The 17797-nt window shown below is 65.4% G+C and carries 12 protein-coding genes; all 12 read right to left on the bottom strand.

What is annotated here, in order from left to right:
- A partial coding sequence (locus QMZ05_RS31665; RefSeq protein WP_353704322.1) for a filamentous hemagglutinin N-terminal domain-containing protein occupies positions 1–5823 on the bottom strand: 5823 nt, incomplete at its 3' end.
- A 196-nt stretch (positions 5824–6019) separates the two neighbouring features.
- A complete protein-coding gene (locus tag QMZ05_RS31670; protein WP_353704323.1) occupies positions 6020–7015 on the bottom strand; it encodes a FecR domain-containing protein in 996 nt (331 codons plus the stop codon).
- A gap of 87 nt (positions 7016–7102) precedes the next feature.
- Positions 7103–7606: an RNA polymerase sigma factor gene (locus QMZ05_RS31675; RefSeq protein WP_074127025.1), complete on the bottom strand. Its 504-nt coding sequence runs from the start codon at positions 7604–7606 to the stop codon at positions 7103–7105.
- 10 nt (positions 7607–7616) lie between these two features.
- Positions 7617–8291, bottom strand: coding sequence for a TonB C-terminal domain-containing protein (locus tag QMZ05_RS31680; protein ID WP_353704324.1), 675 nt, complete (start codon positions 8289–8291; stop codon positions 7617–7619).
- A 207-nt stretch (positions 8292–8498) separates the two neighbouring features.
- Complete coding sequence (locus QMZ05_RS31685) at positions 8499–10787, bottom strand: VWA domain-containing protein (RefSeq protein ID WP_353704325.1); 2289 nt, start codon at positions 10785–10787, stop codon at positions 8499–8501.
- 14 nt (positions 10788–10801) lie between these two features.
- Positions 10802–11614, bottom strand: a complete 813-nt coding sequence (locus QMZ05_RS31690; RefSeq protein WP_353704326.1) for a CbbQ/NirQ/NorQ/GpvN family protein — start codon at positions 11612–11614, stop codon at positions 10802–10804.
- A 49-nt stretch (positions 11615–11663) separates the two neighbouring features.
- Positions 11664–12683, bottom strand: coding sequence for an alpha/beta fold hydrolase (locus QMZ05_RS31695; RefSeq protein WP_353704327.1), 1020 nt, complete (start codon positions 12681–12683; stop codon positions 11664–11666).
- A gap of 34 nt (positions 12684–12717) precedes the next feature.
- Positions 12718–14052, bottom strand: coding sequence for a cytosine permease (locus QMZ05_RS31700; RefSeq protein WP_353704328.1), 1335 nt, complete (start codon positions 14050–14052; stop codon positions 12718–12720).
- Between the two features lie 95 nt (positions 14053–14147).
- A complete protein-coding gene (locus QMZ05_RS31705; RefSeq protein ID WP_016845713.1) occupies positions 14148–15185 on the bottom strand; it encodes an aliphatic amidase in 1038 nt (345 codons plus the stop codon).
- A 33-nt stretch (positions 15186–15218) separates the two neighbouring features.
- Positions 15219–15911, bottom strand: coding sequence for an urea ABC transporter ATP-binding subunit UrtE (gene urtE, locus QMZ05_RS31710; RefSeq protein WP_353704329.1), 693 nt, complete (start codon positions 15909–15911; stop codon positions 15219–15221).
- Positions 15904–16656, bottom strand: coding sequence for an urea ABC transporter ATP-binding protein UrtD (urtD, locus tag QMZ05_RS31715; RefSeq protein ID WP_353704330.1), 753 nt, complete (start codon positions 16654–16656; stop codon positions 15904–15906). Before urtD ends, urtE begins: the two co-directional genes overlap by 8 nt.
- Positions 16653–17792 (bottom strand): urea ABC transporter permease subunit UrtC, encoded by a 1140-nt coding sequence (gene urtC / locus QMZ05_RS31720; protein WP_353704331.1) that lies wholly within the window; start codon positions 17790–17792, stop codon positions 16653–16655. Before urtC ends, urtD begins: the two co-directional genes overlap by 4 nt.
- Positions 17793–17797 lie beyond the last annotated feature (5 nt).

Here is a 17797-nt window from a genome sequence, read left to right on the forward strand (position 1 = left end):
ATCGAGGAGATTGACGGTCGCTTGTCCGTCAAAAGAGATTTGCGCGCCTGCGCCGGGAACGCCGTCCTGTGCGTAAGATATGCTGATGCCACCCAGCAGGAGCGTGGATGCCCTGAAGGCATTGATGTCGTCGCTGGAGATGGACGTATGACCGGCTATCGGCGTTGCGCCCGGCGCCGTGATGTCGAGTGTGGCAGTACCCGCCGTGAGAGCCGACGGTCTGACGGCCAAGGTACCGTCGACACCGCCTTTGGCGCCGTCGAACAAGGCGGTCCCGGCGAACGACAATGATTTCGTATTGTCCTGCTGAGGTAACAGACCTATTTCAAGGACCTTGCCGTCCTCCGGCAGACGAGGCCGGAACCCGCCGAACGTGGCCGCTTGCGCGCGTTCGAAATCAGCGTAGCCGGTTTCGTTGTATTGCGAGTAGAGCCGCGTGGTCTGGCCGGACGTGAGGATCACCCGCGTCGGCAGCGTGTCCTGAATTGCGGTGTTGGCAACTCCGAGATAGCCCGACGTGACGACGGAGCCATTGCCCGCGCGCCCAGGCGCCATCACGGCCGTTCCGGTCGGACCGAGTTCGACACGATAGCCGCCCGGCAACAGCGCGTAGCTCGAGGGCAGCAGCGTGTAGGTGCCCGCCGGCAGTCCCGGCGCACCGGACGGAAGCGTGATCTGCTGCCCGATCACCGGGTCGCCCGCGCCATTGATGGCGATCGCCGGCGCGTAGTCGGCCGCGTAACCAGGCAGGATAGCATAGACCTTGTTGCCGGCAGCGCTGTAGCTGCCGTTGACGGGATTGGCATTGGCGAGCGCCGTCTTCAGCACATCGACCGAGCCGCCACGGCCGGAGATGAAGCCCGCGCCGGTGAGCGTGCCGCCGCCAGACAGGTCGAGCACGGACCCGGGCTCACCCACCACCGAGGCGGCATTGATCGAGATGCCGCTCGCAATCAGGTATCTGCCCTGATGATCGTCGTAAGTCGCGCTCGCCAAGTTACGCAATGTGCCGTCCGCGCCTTGATAGGCGATACCATCCGAGGTGCCGCCAAACGGCATGGTCAGGCCGGCCGCACTCGCGGAGGTGATGCTACCACTGCGGAATGTGATGCGCGCGCTGGCTACGGGGGAAACGAGCGGGCCGCTGACGCGCCGGGTGTCATTGAACGAGATGCGGCCAAGCGGCGCGCGAACAACGCCGCCCTGGTCGATGTCGGCGGCAATCAGCACCAAATCACCGAAGGCCGAGGCCGGGACCGGCGGCGTCTCGTCGTCATTGCGGCGGATGATGAGATGGGCATCGGGGTCATAGACGGAATTTGTCCCGCCTGGACCGAGCCCAACCTTGATGACCGCAAGGGCGCCGCTCAACGGATAGATCTGGTCCGCAGTCAGCGCGAGGTTTTCGACATCGAGCCCACCATTGCCGAACCTGATATCGCCATTGCTCTGCAGCGCGACCTGATGAAAGCCTCGGGCATCGAATGGAATGCTGACGGGACGTCCGATGTCCACTTCCCCGCTGCCCTGTTGGCCGGTGCCTCCGAACCTGACATCGCCATAGACGTCGATCAGATCGCCTGAGACGGTGAAGCTTCCGCCGGTCGCCGGATTCCGGACGCCGACATTGTTGATCCCGGGGGAATACCCAACCGCGACCTGCGAATCTTCGGCGTTGTAAACGCCATCAATGCGGACATAGGGCGCAGACAGATGAATTGTGCTGTTTGGCGTGTCGGGCGCCGACGCGATGACGCCGCTCGACAGCCGGAGACTGCGCGACAGGCTGAGGTCCACATTGCCGTCGAGGACGAGAAGATCGCGCGTATAGAGCGCCAGAGAGCCGAAGCCCCCCTTCGCGACCTGGTTGACTCCGATCACGGTCCGCCCGAATTGCAGCGCTGGATCGGCCTGACCGGGCGACAGATTGGCACCGAGGCCGCTACCCGTAGCGTTTTGCACAAGCGTGATATCGCGCGATCTCTGGAACTCCGGCGGCAGTTGGTTGCTAGCATAGGGCGAACTCGTGTTCGGTTGCCCCACGATATAGCCGCGCCAGGACATGGTCAGGTTCAGCGAACCGCCGGACGCGCCGCTGCCGCCGGCCGCAGCCAGCAAGGTGCCGTCGAGCGCCATGCCGAAGCTGGAATAGAGCGAGATCGTCCCGCCGTCGCTTGCGGCGAGCGTCGGCATATAGGTCTTGCCATTCTGGACATCGACCACCGCCGAGGTACCCGACGCGTCGATCAGCGCACCTGGACGAACGATCACGAAGGCGTCGCTGACGACGGGATATTTTGGATCGAGCGCGCCGGTGCCGCCGATGCGGATCGTGCCGCCGTCCGGCACGGCAGCATAGGAAACCCCGCGCTCGTCGCGCCCCACCGCATCGCGCGCCGAGACGTCCAGCACCGCGTCGTCGCCGATCCAGAACGAACGCGTCAGGCCGAATTCGCCGTAACCGGAATTGTACCTGTTGTCGCCGGGGGCGTCCTGCACGCTCGTGATCAGGATGTTGCCCGCGGGCGCCGTGATCGTGCCGTCGATCACCGTCTGGCGATTGGCGTAGATCGAGACCGAACGCCCGGGATCGACGTTGATGGATGCGCCCTTCGCCAGCGTGAAATCATGCAGGCTCCAGAACGTCACATCGGCGCCCACGCGCTGCGTGGCGCCATGCGTGAAGGAGTTGACCGCGAAGCGCGGCGGGGTCCAGAGCGTCGCGGCATCCGCAACGAGGCTGCCGCTCGGCGCGCCGAAGCTGCCCTGGGTGAAGCGATAGACCGGCACCTCGGCGTCCACGCGCGTGCCTTCACCGGTCTGGATGCCGGTGTTGCTGCCGATGTTGTAGGCCGTGAAGCCGGACTTGAAGATCGCGGGATCGAGCACCAGCGCCCCGGCCACCGCCTCGCCGATCGCGATCTCTTGGCCCGCGTTCAGCGTCAGCGTGCCGCCGCCGGCAAAGCCATACGCACGAATCGTGCCGTCGAGGATGAGCGGATTGGTGAAGAACTGGGTCCAGAGCAGATGCGAATAGTCGTTGGCCACCAGGCTGACATTGCCGCCCTTGCCGCCGATGGTCTTGCCGGTCGCCAGGATGGCGCCACCCGAGGACACATCGATCAGCGACCCGCTCGCAAGCGTGATGCCGCCGGTCGTCGAAACGATGAAGTTGCCGCCATCGACATGCGCCTGACCGGACACATCGGCCCCGGTCAGTCCATTGCTCCACAATCCGCTGAGATCGACGGCGACGTTCTGGCCGATCGTAACCTGCGCCTTGCCGTCCGCGTCGCGAAGCGCCCACCATTGCTCGTTCTGGTTCTGGCCGAGCAGCGCATGCATGAGATTGGTCAGCGTCACGCTGCCGCCACGCGCCGTGACGTTCGCGCCGATATCGACATGTGGTGCTGCGAAGATCACCTGCGCGCCGGGCGCAAGCTCAAGCGGCGCCTCGACGAGGATCTCCTTGCTGCTCGCAACATTGAGCCCGCCCAGTTTGGCGGCATTAAGCGCGTCCGAATTGAAGAATGCGGTCCCGATGCGATCGTCGGGCAGGACCGACGTGACGTTCAGCGCCTCGGATATAGCGGGGGTCCGGCCGAAGGCGACCCGCGCAGCGGATGCATCGGTGAGGCCCAGTCCCGAATAGCCGCCGAGCGCGAGCTTGCCCTGGAGCGGGGCGACATTCTGCGACAGCTTGTAGCCATCGGTCGTGCCATCAGGCCGAGCCGTCGTCTGGCGCGAGCTGGTGACGATATCAGCGACGATATCGGCTTCGAAGACCGCCGTCGGCGTCGACAGGATGAGAGAGCCGGCGTCGCGGCCGATGGTGTAGCCGTCCTCCCAGCGGGTCGTCACGCGCCCCTTGCCGAACGGGCTGGTCCAGATTTCGGTCAGGTTCGGCGCAACCTTGCCGCCGAGCTTGTGCTCGCGAATGAAGCCCGCACCAACGCCGTAGAACTGCATGTCGGCGCGGGCCTCGTTGGCGCTGTAGAGACGGCCGTCCGCGCCCAGGAAGTTGGTGGTCCGGATGTAACCGCCCTGGTAGCTGACCGAACCGCCAGAGACGTCGAACACGGCCCCCTTCTGCGCCACGACTTCCGGCGCCGACAGCGTGACGCTGCCGCCAACCGCGGCCCATTCGCCGATCCGGTGCGCGGTATTGGCGAGATAGCCGGAAACCTCGAGCAGGCCACCCGGCGTATAGTAGCGGTCGGTCGCATAGCCGCCGGTGCCCGCCGGCACCAGCACCAGGTCGCGGGCGTCGATCCAGACATCCGCGTTCTTCAGATTGTCCTGATCGCGGTTGACCGGCGAGTCGCGCAGCTCGTTGCCCTGCACGTTGATCAGGAGGTTGTTGGTCGACATCGGCAGCAGCACGCCGCGCACGCCCGAGACGTCGATAACAGATCCGCTCTCGGCGAAGACGCGGTGACCGGCATTGACCGCCACCTGGCCGCCCTGCGCCTGCGTGGTCGAGCCGGCCTTGAAATTGACGGTGCCGCCACTGACGATCTCGATGCGCCCCTGGTCGAGCCGGTCGGACAGCTGCGAAAGATTGTCGAACTGGGCGTTGGCGACCGGGGCGTGGGTGAAGGCCTTGGAATCGGCTACCAGCTGGTTGCGTTGGCTGTCGAGCGCGGTGTCACTGCTGTCGAGCTCGGGCAGGATCGCGGTCAGGCTGCCGCTCGCGAGCGTGATGCTGCCCGCGGCATCGGAGACCGCGTTCAGCAAATGGATCGTGCCGCGGGTGTTGACCGAGGTGGTGGCGACAAGCGCCCCGTTCTGGTTGACGCTGCGGCCCGCGAGCGTGATGTCGCCTTGCTGGGCGAAGATCAGGCCGGAGTTGCCGACGGCCGCGATTGCGTCGCGCACGATCGGCGAGATCTCGTTGCCGCGCGTGGTCGAGCCCTGGTTGGCGTCCGTGCTGTAACCCGGCCGCAGCAGAAAGTCGTTGCCGGCCGCGAGTTGTACCTGGCCTCGCGGCGCGCTGATCGAGCCGGCATTGCTGACCTCGGTCCCCATCAGCAGGACGAAACCGCCGCCTTGCGTCACCGAGGACGGCGCGTTGGTCGAGATCAGCGCGCCGGGCTCGACTCGCACCGCGCCACGGGCATCCGTGAAGCTCGGCACATATCGGCCGCCGGCCTGCTGCGCGTAGATGCCGCTGGTGAGGAACTGGGTATCGGTGATGCCGGCGGTCGAGGCGATCAGCGAGCCGACATTCACCTGGCTCGCGCCGCCGAAGATGATGCCGTTCTGATTGATCACATAGACCGAGCCGTCGGCCTTGATATTGCCGAGGATCTGGCTCGGCGCGGTGCTGCCGACCACGCGATTGAGCGCCACCCAGTTCGCATTGCCCTGCTGGTCGAAGGTCAGCGTGGTGCGGGCGCCGACGTTGAAGGAATTCCAGTTGAGGATCGCCTGCGCCCGGGTCTGCGCGATGCCGACCTGGGTCTGGCCGGCGGCATCGACCGCCTGCGTCGGCGCGTTCGCACCCTGCCATCCCGGCGCCACCTGCAGGCCGCCTGGCGCGAGGCCGTTGGGTACCGAGACCTGCGGCAGCGTGGTCGAACGCTGCGAGGCCTGCGCCGCGCCGCGCGCCGCACTCTGCACGGCCTGCATCGCCTGGATGGCGCGGGTGGCCCGCGCCATAGCATCCTGGCCTTGCTTGGCTGCTGCTGCCGCGTCCTGCGCGGCCGGCTGCGACGCGGCCATGGCTGCGGCCGACGGTGACGCCGTCCAGGCCGATCCGAACGGGCGCGCGGCCACCGGCGCATTGGCAAGCAGTGCCGCAACGCTGACGCTGCCAAACAACGTAGCGCGAACGGACGCGCGGGACAGAGACCTCGAGAAGCCGGGAACCATGGAATCGCTTTCTTGCGCGGCCGACGCACAGCCGAATATTTGCGCCCCGGTACCGACACCGAGACCCTCGCGGCTGTGACGATCCTGAACGGATCGACCCGCACGCCGGACTCGAACTTTTTTCGCGCCCCCGCCCGCCGCCGCGTCAGCTCAGCAGCACAATGCCGCCGGGAAGCGTTTTCGCCTTGACGCCAAAGGCTTGCTCGAGCTGCACGAGAACCTCGTCGATCCGGTCGATATGGAAGCGGCCGTTGATCAAATGGGCGTTCAGCTCGGCATTGACGATGAATATCCGGCCCGATCGGTACCTGTTCACCTCTTCCACCACCTTGGGCAGCGGCGTGTAGCGGAAGACGAGCAAACCCTCTTGCCAGGCCGCTTCGACCGCCGGATCGATCGCAACGATATCGCTCATGCGCCGCTCGTCGTAGGCGATCTGCTGCCGCTCACGAACGGTGCGGGCATTTCCCTGATGCTCGACGCGAACCTCGCCTCCGAGACAGGTGACGCGCACCTCAGCCCCGAGATAGCGCACGTCGAACGTGGCTTGCGTTGCAACCGTTTGACCACTCGACGCAATCACAGTCACCGGCCTCGACTGTTGCGGGGTCGTCGCAATCGACGCCTGCCCCGTGATCAACTCGATCCGGCTGGTATCGCCATGGTCCGGGCGCAGCGCGATGCTGGTCCTTGTGTCCAGGTTGATCGACACGCTGTCGTTCAGCGCAAGCTTGCGCTGCTCTCCCGTACCTGTCCGGTAGTCCGCAGCAAGCTCGGACCATGACGGCCAGAGCTCGAGCGGGGGACGCAGCGTGACCGCTCCGACGGCCGCGGCGGCGGTCGCAAGTCCGCCGCCAAGCACCAGCCTGCGCGTCATCACGCGCCTGGCTTCACCATCAAGCAGCGCGCCAAGCGATGCGGGGTCATAGCGGAGGTTATGGCCGGCGCTGCCGACCGTCTCCCAAAGCTTGCTTGCCTTCGCAAACGCAGTCGCATGGGCGGCGCTCTGCTCGCGCCACACCTGGAACGCATCGGCGTCCTCGACCGTCGCGTCGCCGGACGTCAAGCGCCTGACCCAGGCATGTGCCTCCCGCTCCATTGCGCCGAGCCCCATTGTCGATTTACCGCCTTTGCTCGTCATGCAGGCTTGCCTCGCAGCGCCCCTCGCCTCCGCAGCCGGGTCGTCCGCTTGTCCATTTGACGTTCGCCATAGCCATCAACCGCACAACTATTTTCCGAGCTTCAGCGCGCAATGTTCCTGGGCGAGGCGAAGTTCCTTCTCGACCAGGCGCAGCGAGACCCCGAGCCGGCTGGCAATTTCCCGCTGCGGCATGCCCTGGAGCCGCGCGGCCAGCAGGATGACCCGGCGGCGCGGCGTCAGTTCCGCGATCGCCTTCTCCAGGGCCTCGATCTCGAAGCGGGCCTCCGCAATCTGACCCGGCCCCGGCGCATCGTCGACAATATGGAGCAGATCCTGAACCTCGTTGTGCGCCAGGCGCCGCTTCTCGGCCCGCTGCCGGTCCATTGCGACGTTGAAGGCCATCCGGAACAGGTACGCGGCCGGGCTTTGCACCGCCCCCGCCACTTCAGCCCGATCGAGACGCACATAGGTGTCCTGCAACGCATCGCTGGCAAGCTCCGCCGAGCCCAGACGACGGCTCAGCCGCAGCTTGAGATCATCGTAGCGGGCAGCCAGGAAGCTGCGGAGCATGGTCCGGTTTGCGTCGCTCATCCCGGCACGCTCAGTTCGCCTCGCCGCTGGTGCGGATTGCGTCAATCCCGGCGCAGTCCCGCGTCTGCTCCGGCGGACGCGGCGCAACGACCATCGTGAGGGGTTGCGAGATGCCCTGCGGCGGCGTCTCCTTGATTCTCAATCCACGAAGGGTCGTCTCGATCGCGCTATCGACGCGTGCATCGCCGGTCTTGCTCAAAAGCCTGGTCTGTTGCACGGATCCTGTTGGAGCGATCCAGAACTGCACAGCGATCCGGTAGCGGCCAGGCCGCAACAGGCTGTCCCTGCAGAAGGCGTCCCGGACGCGCTCCTGCACCTGCGCGTAGTAACGGGCCCGAATGACCGGGTCGCCCTTCCTGGCATCGACGTCAGGCGTCGTCGGCTGGCCGGCGGCCGGAGACGATGGCACCACCACCAGCGCATTCTCCGACGTCAGCCGGCCGACCAGGCCGGTGCCATCGAGCAGGATCTGCAAGGCTTCGGTCGGCGCGAATACGCCCCTCACCTCGCTCGAGCGCCGGCCGGTCGCAAGCCGCGCGTCATAAAGCACCTCGCGCCGCGCCGTGGCGCCGTAGCTTTCCAGCGCGGACGTCAGGGCTTGAGACGGAATATCGAAGGTGATCCGCGCCGCCGAAGCGTTCGGGCTCTCCTGTCCCATCGCGTAGTCGGCGCCGGCGCCCAGCATGCAGAGGCAGATCAAAACGCACAATCGACAAGCGTCTGAGGGGCGCCCTGCCCGGCCCCTCGAAAGATATCCGATGCTCATCGTGTCCGCGTCGATTGTTCCCAGGCGGGCCGCTGTGTCCAATCTGCAACGTTAGCGTCGAAGTGTGACAGCGGTGCGTAGGCGTGTGGACGACGATCTGGGCCGGCTCCGTGACGACAGGACCCTTTATTTCTTCAGTTCCGCGTAGAGCTGCATCACCCGGTGCGGCAACACCTCGATGCGCGGCACGCGGAGCGCGTAGCGCTCGCCGAAAATGCGATCGAGCTGGGGAAACCTGTGTTCTCCGACACCGAAGGCAAAAATATCGGTGCCTCGCCGCCGCAATTGCTGTGCGGCCCGGCGCGCGTCCTCCACCAGATATTGCGGATCGGGCACATCGACGTCGGACGGTTCGCCATCGGTGAGCACCAGCAGCACCTTGCGGAACGCACGCCGTCCGGCGAGGTCGTCCCCGGCATGGCGCAAGGCCGCGCCAAGCCGGGTGGAATGGCTGCTGCCAAGCCCGGCGAGGCGCGAACGCACGACGGCATCCATCGGCTCCTCAAAACCCTTGATGCGCAGATAACGCACGCGCTCGCGGCCGTCGGAGCTGAAACCATGCACCGCGATCGCGTCATTGGCGGCCTCGACCGCCGCCGCCATGATCGCGGCCGCCTTGCGCTCGACGTCGAGAACGGTCCGGCCGCGACGGTCACGGTCGGCGGTCGATTGCGACAGGTCCAGCAGCAGCAGAATGGCAAGATCGCGCGGTCCCGGCGCATCGCGCTGATAGACCATGGGCTCGCTGACGCTGCCGGCGCGCCGCTCGATCGTCAGCGCGATCGCCGCGTCGATATCGAGCGCGTCGCCGTCGCGCTGGCCCTTGTGCCTGATACGGCGGCCGATCGACGCGTCGCGGGTCAACCGCGTGATCCAGCGGGTCGTCTCGGTGTCCGTCGGCAGATCGAACGGCTGCGCGGAGGCAGCGGCATCAGCCTCGAGGATCGTCGTCCAGTCCGCTCGCTCGGTCCGCGCGGCGTAGTCCCATTCCGGATAGGTCGCGACCGGAAATCCGTCCAGCAGCGTGACCGCGCTGGCCTTCGCGCGCAGGGTCTCGTCGGGCTTTGCGTTGTCGTCGGTGGACTGTCCATCGGCGTGCTCGCGACGCTCCATACGCACGGAATCGACCGCAAGTTCGATCGTCTCGGTCGGACTGTCCGGCTGATCGCCAAAATCCCACAGCGCCAAATTGTCGTCGCGGTAAGCGGGCTCGACGGCGTAGCTCTTGGCGTTGAACTGCAGCCGCATCTGGCCGATGTCGTTGCCGAGCAGCCCGCCGATCTCGCGGCTGATGGCGGGATCCGTCCAGCGGCCGGCGGCATCGGCAAACAACTGTTGTCCCTTGGTCACCCACACATCCGGATCCCGATAGTCCCGATCGATCAGCGCCCGCGCCAATCGCATCATCAGTCCGGCTGCGGTTGCCTGGCCGGATGGCGTCGCGCTGTGAAACGGCAGCCACAGCCGGCGCAGCCCGGGCATCTCGCGAAGCGCCAGCGTCTCGACCCTGGCATCCTCGATCAGCGAGACCAGCGCGATCTGCAATGCCTTCAGCCGCCCCACGGGAAAGCGGACGGCGGAGTGCACGAGATGGGCTCCGGCATGCGCGACCGCCGCGAGATAGATGGTGTCCGCCGCCTCGCCGGCAAAGCCGGGAAAGGTTTCGGGGAGACCGATGAAGCCGGCAGCGAGCGAGGTGCGCCGCGGCACCGGCGTCGGCGCAGCGGCAAGCTTGCGGAAGCGAGGCTTTCTGTTCCACAGGGCGATCGTTGTTGCAGCGAGGCGTCTCTCCAGCCGTGCAAAGTCGTCGTCGGTCCGCCCCACCGCGAACAGCCGCACCGAAAGCGGATCATCGAGCGCGAAATAGGCGCGCCGGCGCGATGCGCGACCGCCGCTTGCGCGCAAGCCGGCGGAGACCCAGGCGGAAAAGTCGTCGCCCCCGGCATGCGCCAGCAGCGGCTCCAGCCGGCCGATCGCAAGACCCACCGATTCCGGACCAGCATCTGCGAGTTGGCAAAACGCAGCGAGAACAGCGGTGAGTTCTCCAGCCTCCGCAAGCCGCGGCAGCACCTTTGACAATTCGGTCAGCAACCCGTGGGCGGCGCGGCTCCCAGCGCTGCGGCCGATATCGCCGGCGGCGCGTCCGATCGCGATCAGATCATCGGTCGATCGCTGCGCCGGCCATTGCTCCGACAGCCGCAGAAAGCCCAACACCACGGCATGGCCTAGATTGGCCCCGAACAGGTCGTGGACCGCCTCATCCCAGGTCGCGAGGTGATCGATCGTCCCTGCGCGCTGCAATGCGGCCCGCGCCGCCTGCACGGCCGCGCCGATCTCATCGTGGCCGCGCAGCAGCGCCGCGAGCCGGCGTCCGGACCGGAAGCTATCGAGCGAACTGATTTGCGCGACCGTCACCTGCGAGCGTCCATTCACGCAGAGGCCGAGATCACGTCGCGCAACGTGTTCCTGGTGTCGGCATCGTCGGTCAGCGGGACCACGATCGTGGTCTCGCAGGCCTTCTCGAGGCTGATGCCGCAGCCGATCAGGCGGCCGGCATTGACCAGCATCCGGGTCGACGCGCCCTCATCGAGCCCCTGCCCCTTCAGGTTGCGGCTATGCTGCGCGATCCTCACCAGGAGATCGGCAAGGTTCGGCTCGATGCCGGCCTCGCGCGACACCACCTCGGTTTCTGCCGAGCGGTCGGGATAGCCGAAATCCAGCGCCGCGAAGCGCTGCTTGGTCGACTCCTTGAGGTCCTTGATCGCGCTCTGGTAGCCCGGATTGTAGGAGATCACGAGCTGGAAGTCGGAATGCGCGTGGATCAGCTCGCCACGCTTTTCCAGCGGCAGCACACGGCGGTCGTCGGTCAGAGGATGGATCACGACGGTGGTGTCCTGGCGCGCCTCGACGATCTCGTCGAGATAGCAGATCGCGCCAAGACGAACGGCCGTCGTCAACGCCCCGTCGCTCCACACCGTTCCCTCCGCATCGAGCAGCCAGCGCCCGACCAGATCCGCCGCGGTCATGTCCTCGTGACAGGCGACCGTAATCAGCGGGCGGCCGAGCCGCCACGCCATGTATTCGATGAAGCGGGTCTTGCCGCAGCCGGTGGGGCCTTTCAGCATCACCGGCATGCGGCTCGCATAGGCTGCACCGAACAGTTCGACCTCATCCTTGAGCGGCCGGTAATACGGCTCCTGGCGGATGCGGTACTGGTCGAGCAGCAGAGCGGGATTGGACAAGCTCACGCCTCCCATGATCGCGCAGGCAGCCGTTCGCAATCGTTCGAACTCACGACGCGAGCAGTTCCTTGAGCTTGGTATCGATGAAGGCGACATCGACGGGGTTGGTCCCCGGCCCGCCCGCGAAGTGGCCCCAGATCGACGGCACCGGCACGAACTTGGCGTTCGGCATGTTGGCGACCTCGTTCTCGCTGTCTTCCGGCGGGAAGTAGAGATCGGTCTGCCCCGGCATGACATAGGTCTTGGCCTTGATCGCCCGCAGCGCAGCCTTGAAGTCGCCGTTGTAGATCTCGTTGGCGCTGATGTCGCCGTTCTGCCAGGTCCACAGCATGGTCAGCAGATTGTTGGGGTCCTTCGGCAGGAAGAAGCCCTCCCAGAACGCCACCAGGAAATCCTCCAGCGAGGAATAACCCATCGTCTTGATGTCGAGCTGCTCGCGATAGAACGCCTGCGAAAAGCCCCAGCCGGCATAGACCCGTGCGGCAGCGCGCAGGCCGCGGGCCGGCTTGTCGGTGTACCAGCCCTCCTTCCAGGCGGCATCCGCTGTGAGCGCGGCCTTCACGCCTTCGAGGAACACATAATTGTGCCGCGAGCATTTTGCCGAACCGCAGAACGGCGCCAAGAGATCCATCATGTCGGGATAGAGCGCACCCCAATGGAACGTCTGCAACGCGCCCATCGACCAGCCGACCACCAGGCGGATGTGCTTGATGCCGAATTTCTCGGTCACCAGCCGGTGCTGGGCGCGCACATTGTCATAGGCCGTCACTTGCGGAAACCGCGGCCCGTTATACGGCTCCGGCGTATTGCTCGGCGATGACGACAGGCCGTTGCCCAGCATATTGGGGATGATGATGAAGTATTTCGCCGGATCGAGCGCCATGCCCGGCCCGATCAGCCATTCATTGTCGTAGTGCTGGCCGGAGTACCAGGTCGGATAGACGATCACATTGTCCTTGGCCGCGTTGAGCTGGCCAAACGTCTTGTAGGCGAGCTTGCAGTCGCGGATGGTCGCGCCGCACTGCAAGGTCAGATTGCCGAGATCATAGATCTGATAGTCGACGCTCATTGATGTACCCTTCTTGCTTGATTGAGCTGATCGCTTAGGCGGGACGCGCCACCTTTTCGGTCGAAGAGTCCACCCGCGCGATCGCCCCGTACACGATGCCGGCGACCAGCGCGGCTGATATCGCAGTGGACAGCCCCGGCATCAGGTTTTCAACTGCAAAGGCGCACAGCGACCCGATGCCCCAGGCGATGAACGGCTTCGCACGCCAGTCTGTGTCCGCGCGCGCCTCGGTCCGCAGCAGATACTGATCGACAAGGATGATCGCGCCGATCGGCGGCACCAGGATCCCGAGCAGCGACAGCCACTGGATGAAGAACGCCCAGACATTGCCCGCGGCGACAACGATCCCGATGGCGCCGAGGATCACGGCCATCAGCCGCATGTTGGTGCCGAGGATACGCGACCAGCCGGTCGCCGCATTGTACAGGCAGTGCGAGCAGACCGATCCAAGATTGGTGTAGAGAAAGATGAACGCGAGAATGCTGAGCCAGGTGAGCTGCTTGCCGTTCATGAAGCCGAACATGTTGTCGACGCCGAATGGATTGGCGTTCGGCACGGCAAGCGCAGCCGTCATCACGCCGCCAACCAGCATCGCCACCAGATTGGCGAACGGGAACGCGCTGAACGTGGCAAACAGCGACGCCCGCGGGCTCGGCGCCCAGCGGTTGAAGTCCGCCGTCACCGTGCCTGCGTCGATGAACAGCGCCAGCACCACGGTGAGGCCCACGCCCATCGACATGCTGGCCACGCCATTGTTGCCGGCATAGCTGAAAATCGCGGCTGCGGTCGTGGTCGACGCAGCATCGGCCGCGACCCAGAGGCCGAGAACGACAAACAGCGGCACCGACGCCAGCCCGATATAGTGCAATCCCTTCACCCCGACGAAGGTGATCCCGATATAGAGCACGCCGGCAACGATCGTCATCGCCACATAGTTGAGGCCGTAGGTCGAGGAGATCAGTGCGCCGGTGATGCCGGTCTGCACCGCATACCAGCCGAGCAGCAGGGTCGACAGCAGGCCCGACGCCAGCACATAGCCCTTCTTGCCGAACACGATGCTCGCGATCAGCGCGAAGTTCATGCCGCGCCTGGTGCCGATCAAGCCGAGCGCGCCCACATAGGCGAACATGATCAGATTGCCGATGATCATGGCCACCAGCGCATTCTTGAACCCCATGCCCAGCACCAGCAGCGATCCCGTCATCGCGCCGGTGATGATCATCGGAAAGCCGAGCCACACCATGGTGACCGAGAAGGCGCTGCGCCGGGCAGTCATTGGCACCGGCTCGTGCTCGAATTCATGACCGAGAAGGTCGTCGATCTGCCCCTCGGCCTGATGAACCAGTCCGTCATTCGCTTGGCTGCTCATGATGTGCCCCCTTTTTCTTCCGCGAGGAAGTGTTCGCCGTTGCATCGAATCCCGCCGGCGCGAAACCTCGCGCCGGCGCCGATCATCGGTATCGCCTAGCGATGTGCGACTTTCTGGTTCGGAATGCCCTCGATCGGACATTCGTCGGTCCCGACGGTCGGACGGGTCATGGCCTCGACCATCTCCCGCGTACCTTCGGGATCCGTGATCCAGTTCTTGTAGAAGGTGTACGGGCAAACCGCGTGGCCGCGGTCGCCGTCTCCGGAGTTGATCAGGCCGGTGTAGCCGCGGTGCATCAGCTTGAAGAGATGGTTCTGCGACTGCATGTTGCGGCGGGCGTCGCGGATCAGCGACACCGAGAGCTGCGCGTACTGGATGCCGTTCTCCTCGGTGCCGCACTCGCCAAGCGTCCGCCCGTCGAAACCGATCAGCGCCGAATGGCCGAAGTAGGAATAGACGCCGTCGAAGCCGGAGGCATTGGCGACCGCGACGTAGCAGTTGTTGGCCCAGGCCATCGATTTCGAGATCTGGATCTGCTGCTCCTTGGCCGGATACATGTAGCCCTGGCAGCGGACGATCAGCTCGGCGCCGCGCATCGCGCAGTCACGCCAGATCTCCGGGTAGTTGCCGTCGTCGCAGATGATCAGGCTGATCTTCAGGCCCTTCGGCCCCTCCGAGACGTAGGTGCAGTCGCCGGGATACCAGCCTTCGATCGGGACCCACGGCATGATCTTGCGATACTTCTGGACGATCTCGCCCTTGTCGTTCATCAGGATCAGGGTGTTGTACGGCGCCTTGTTGGGATGCTCCTCATGACGCTCGCCGGTCAGCGAGAACACGCCCCAGACCTTGGCCTTGCGGCAGGCGTCGGCGAAGATGCGGGTCTCCTCGCCCGGTACCGACGACGCGGTCTCGTACATCTCCTTGGAGTCGTACATGATGCCGTGGGTCGAGTATTCCGGGAAGATTACGAGATCCATGCCCGGCAGGCCGAGCTTCATGCCCTCGACCATCTTGGCGATGTTGCGCGCGTTATCCAGCACCTCGGCCTTGGTGTGCAGACGCGGCATCTTGTAATTGACCACGGCAACGCCGACCGTGTCCTTGCTGCTCGATATATCTCCATGCAACATGTCTCGACTCCCTTTCCTGAACGATAATTCCCGCTACACGGCCATGTGCAGCTGGATGAGATCATCGGTGAGTTCACCGATCGCGCCCTTGGCGACGACGCGTCCCTTCTCGAGCAACGCGAAGCGGTGCGACGCGCGCCGCGCGAACGCGACATTCTGTTCGACCAGCACGACCGTGATCCCGCGCTCGCGATTGAGCCGCGTGATCACATCCTCGATCTGCTCGACGATGTTCGGCTGGATGCCCTCGGTCGGTTCGTCCAGCAGGATGACCTTGGGCTGGGCGAGCAGCGCACGCGCGATCGCAAGCTGCTGCTGCTGGCCGCCGGAAAGATTGCCGCCGTAGCGATTGAGGAAATCCTTGAGCACCGGAAACAGCTCCAGCACCCACTCCTCGATGCCGCCAGCGGATCTCGCGGCGAAGGTCCCGAGCGTCAGGTTCTCCCGCACGGTGAACTTCGGCAGGATCCCACGGCCCTGCGGCACATAGGCGATGCCGGCCTTGGCGCGTTGATAGGTCCGCAGCGGCGAGATGTCGGCGCCGTCGAGCGACAGGCGCCCTGTGACCCGGTCCATCAGGCCGAGGATGCTGCGCATCAGCGTGGTCTTGCCGACCCCGTTGCGGCCGAGCACCGAGAGGAACTCGCCGTTGCCGACCATCAGGTTGATCCCCTGCAGGGCGCGGCTGTTGCCATAGAAGGCGTCGACGTCGGTCAGCTCAAGCATGGCTAATGCCTCCCGATCCCAAATAGGCGCGCCGCACTTCGGGATGCGCCTCCACTTCCGCCGCGGTGCCTTCGGCCAGCATCTGGCCCATATGCATCACCGAGATGATGTCGCCGATCGCCTTGACGAAGCCCATGTCGTGCTCGACCACGATCAGCGTGTGCTTGCCCTTCAGCCGCGCGAACAATTCGGCGGTCTTGCGGGTTTCCTGCGCGGTCATGCCCGCGGTCGGCTCGTCCATCAGGATCAGCTCGGCGTCCTGGGCGACCAGCATGCCGATCTCGAGCCACTGGGTCTGGCCGTGCGACAGATAGGCAGCCGGACGGTCAAGCTGCTCGGTGAGCCCGACCAGCTCGGCAAGACGCGCGATGTCTTCGCGCCCGGAATTGCCGATGCTCCAGCGCAGATTGCCGAGCACCGAGGTGCGGCGCGCCCGCGCCACGTCGAGATTCTCGGAGACCGAGAGCTCGCGAAATACGCTCGGCACCTGGAACTTGCGGCCGACGCCGGCGCGGGCGATCTCGTACTCCTCGAGATCCTGCAGCGCGGTGCCGTCAAAGCTGACGGTGCCGGCGCTCGGCTTGACCTTGCCGCAGATGATGTCCAGCGCCGTGGTCTTGCCGGCGCCGTTCGGCCCGATCAGGCAGCGCAGCTCGCCCTTGCGCACGCTCATGTTGAGCGCATTCAGCGCCTTGAACCCGTTGAAGCTGACCGAGACGTCACGGAGATCGAGGTGCGAGCTCATGTGCTGCCCTCCGTCTGACCGACGCCTTGCGCAACGCCGCGGCCCGCTGCCTGGCGGCGCTGCACGATCCAGCGCCATACGACCTGTGCGAGGCCGGCCAGCCCCTTCGGCAGGAACAGCACCACGAGCACGAACAGCGCGCCCATCACCAGCGTCCAGGTTTCCAGGAACGCCGCAGATTCCGACAGCGCGCCCTGCATGCCCGCGACCAGCACCGCGCCGAGGAACGCGCCGACCAGGCTCTGCCGGCCGCCGACGGCGCACCACACCACCACCGAGAGCGAAAGCTGCACGCCAAGGAAGGTCGGCGAGGCAAACTCCATCACCACCGTGTAGAGCATGCCGGCAAGGCCTGCGATCGCGGCCGACAGCGCGAACACGAAGATCTGGTAGAGCGCGACGTCGTAGCCGAAGTAGCGCACCCGGCTCTCATGGTCGCGGATCGCCTGCACGATCAGGCCGGCCTTGGACTTCGTGAAGGCGAAGGCGACCAGCAAACTGAGCAACACGCAACAGGCAACGAGATAGTAGGTGGCGCGGCCATAGGCATCGAACGCGATGCCGAAGATCTCGAGCTGGGCGAGATCGGTGATGCCGTTGAAGCCGCCGGTGTAGCTCTGCTGGTCGATGATCACGAGATTGATCACCACCATGGTGGCGAGCGTGATGATCGAGACATAGACGCCGGTCACACGCCCACGAAACATGAACCAGCCGAGCGCCGCCGCGACCAGCGCCGGCACGATCAGGCCCCCGGCAATCGCAAAAGTCAGCGAGCGGAACGGCTCCCAGAACCACGGCAAATGCTGGACATTGTTCCAGACCATGAAGTCCGGCAGGCCACTTGCTCCGGTGTGCACAGGAACGGTCTTGAGCTTCAGCGCCATCGCCATCGCGTAGGAGCCGAGCCCGAAGCTCATCGCCTGGCCGAGATTGAGGATGCCGCCGAATCCCCAGGACAGCCCGAGCGACACGGTGAGGATACCGAGCACCAGGTAGCGCGCGACCTTGTTGAGCAGGAAGTCGTTGTTGAGCAGCACCGGCAGCGCGAACACGATCGCGCAGACGATCAGCAGAGGTGCGAGCTGCGCGATCAGGCGCTGCAATCCGCTGGAGTTAGGAGCATTGGACGGCATAGATG

The organism is Bradyrhizobium sp. INPA03-11B, from assembly GCF_040446015.1.
Taxonomy (GTDB): Bacteria; Pseudomonadota; Alphaproteobacteria; order Rhizobiales; family Xanthobacteraceae; genus Bradyrhizobium; species Bradyrhizobium macuxiense_A.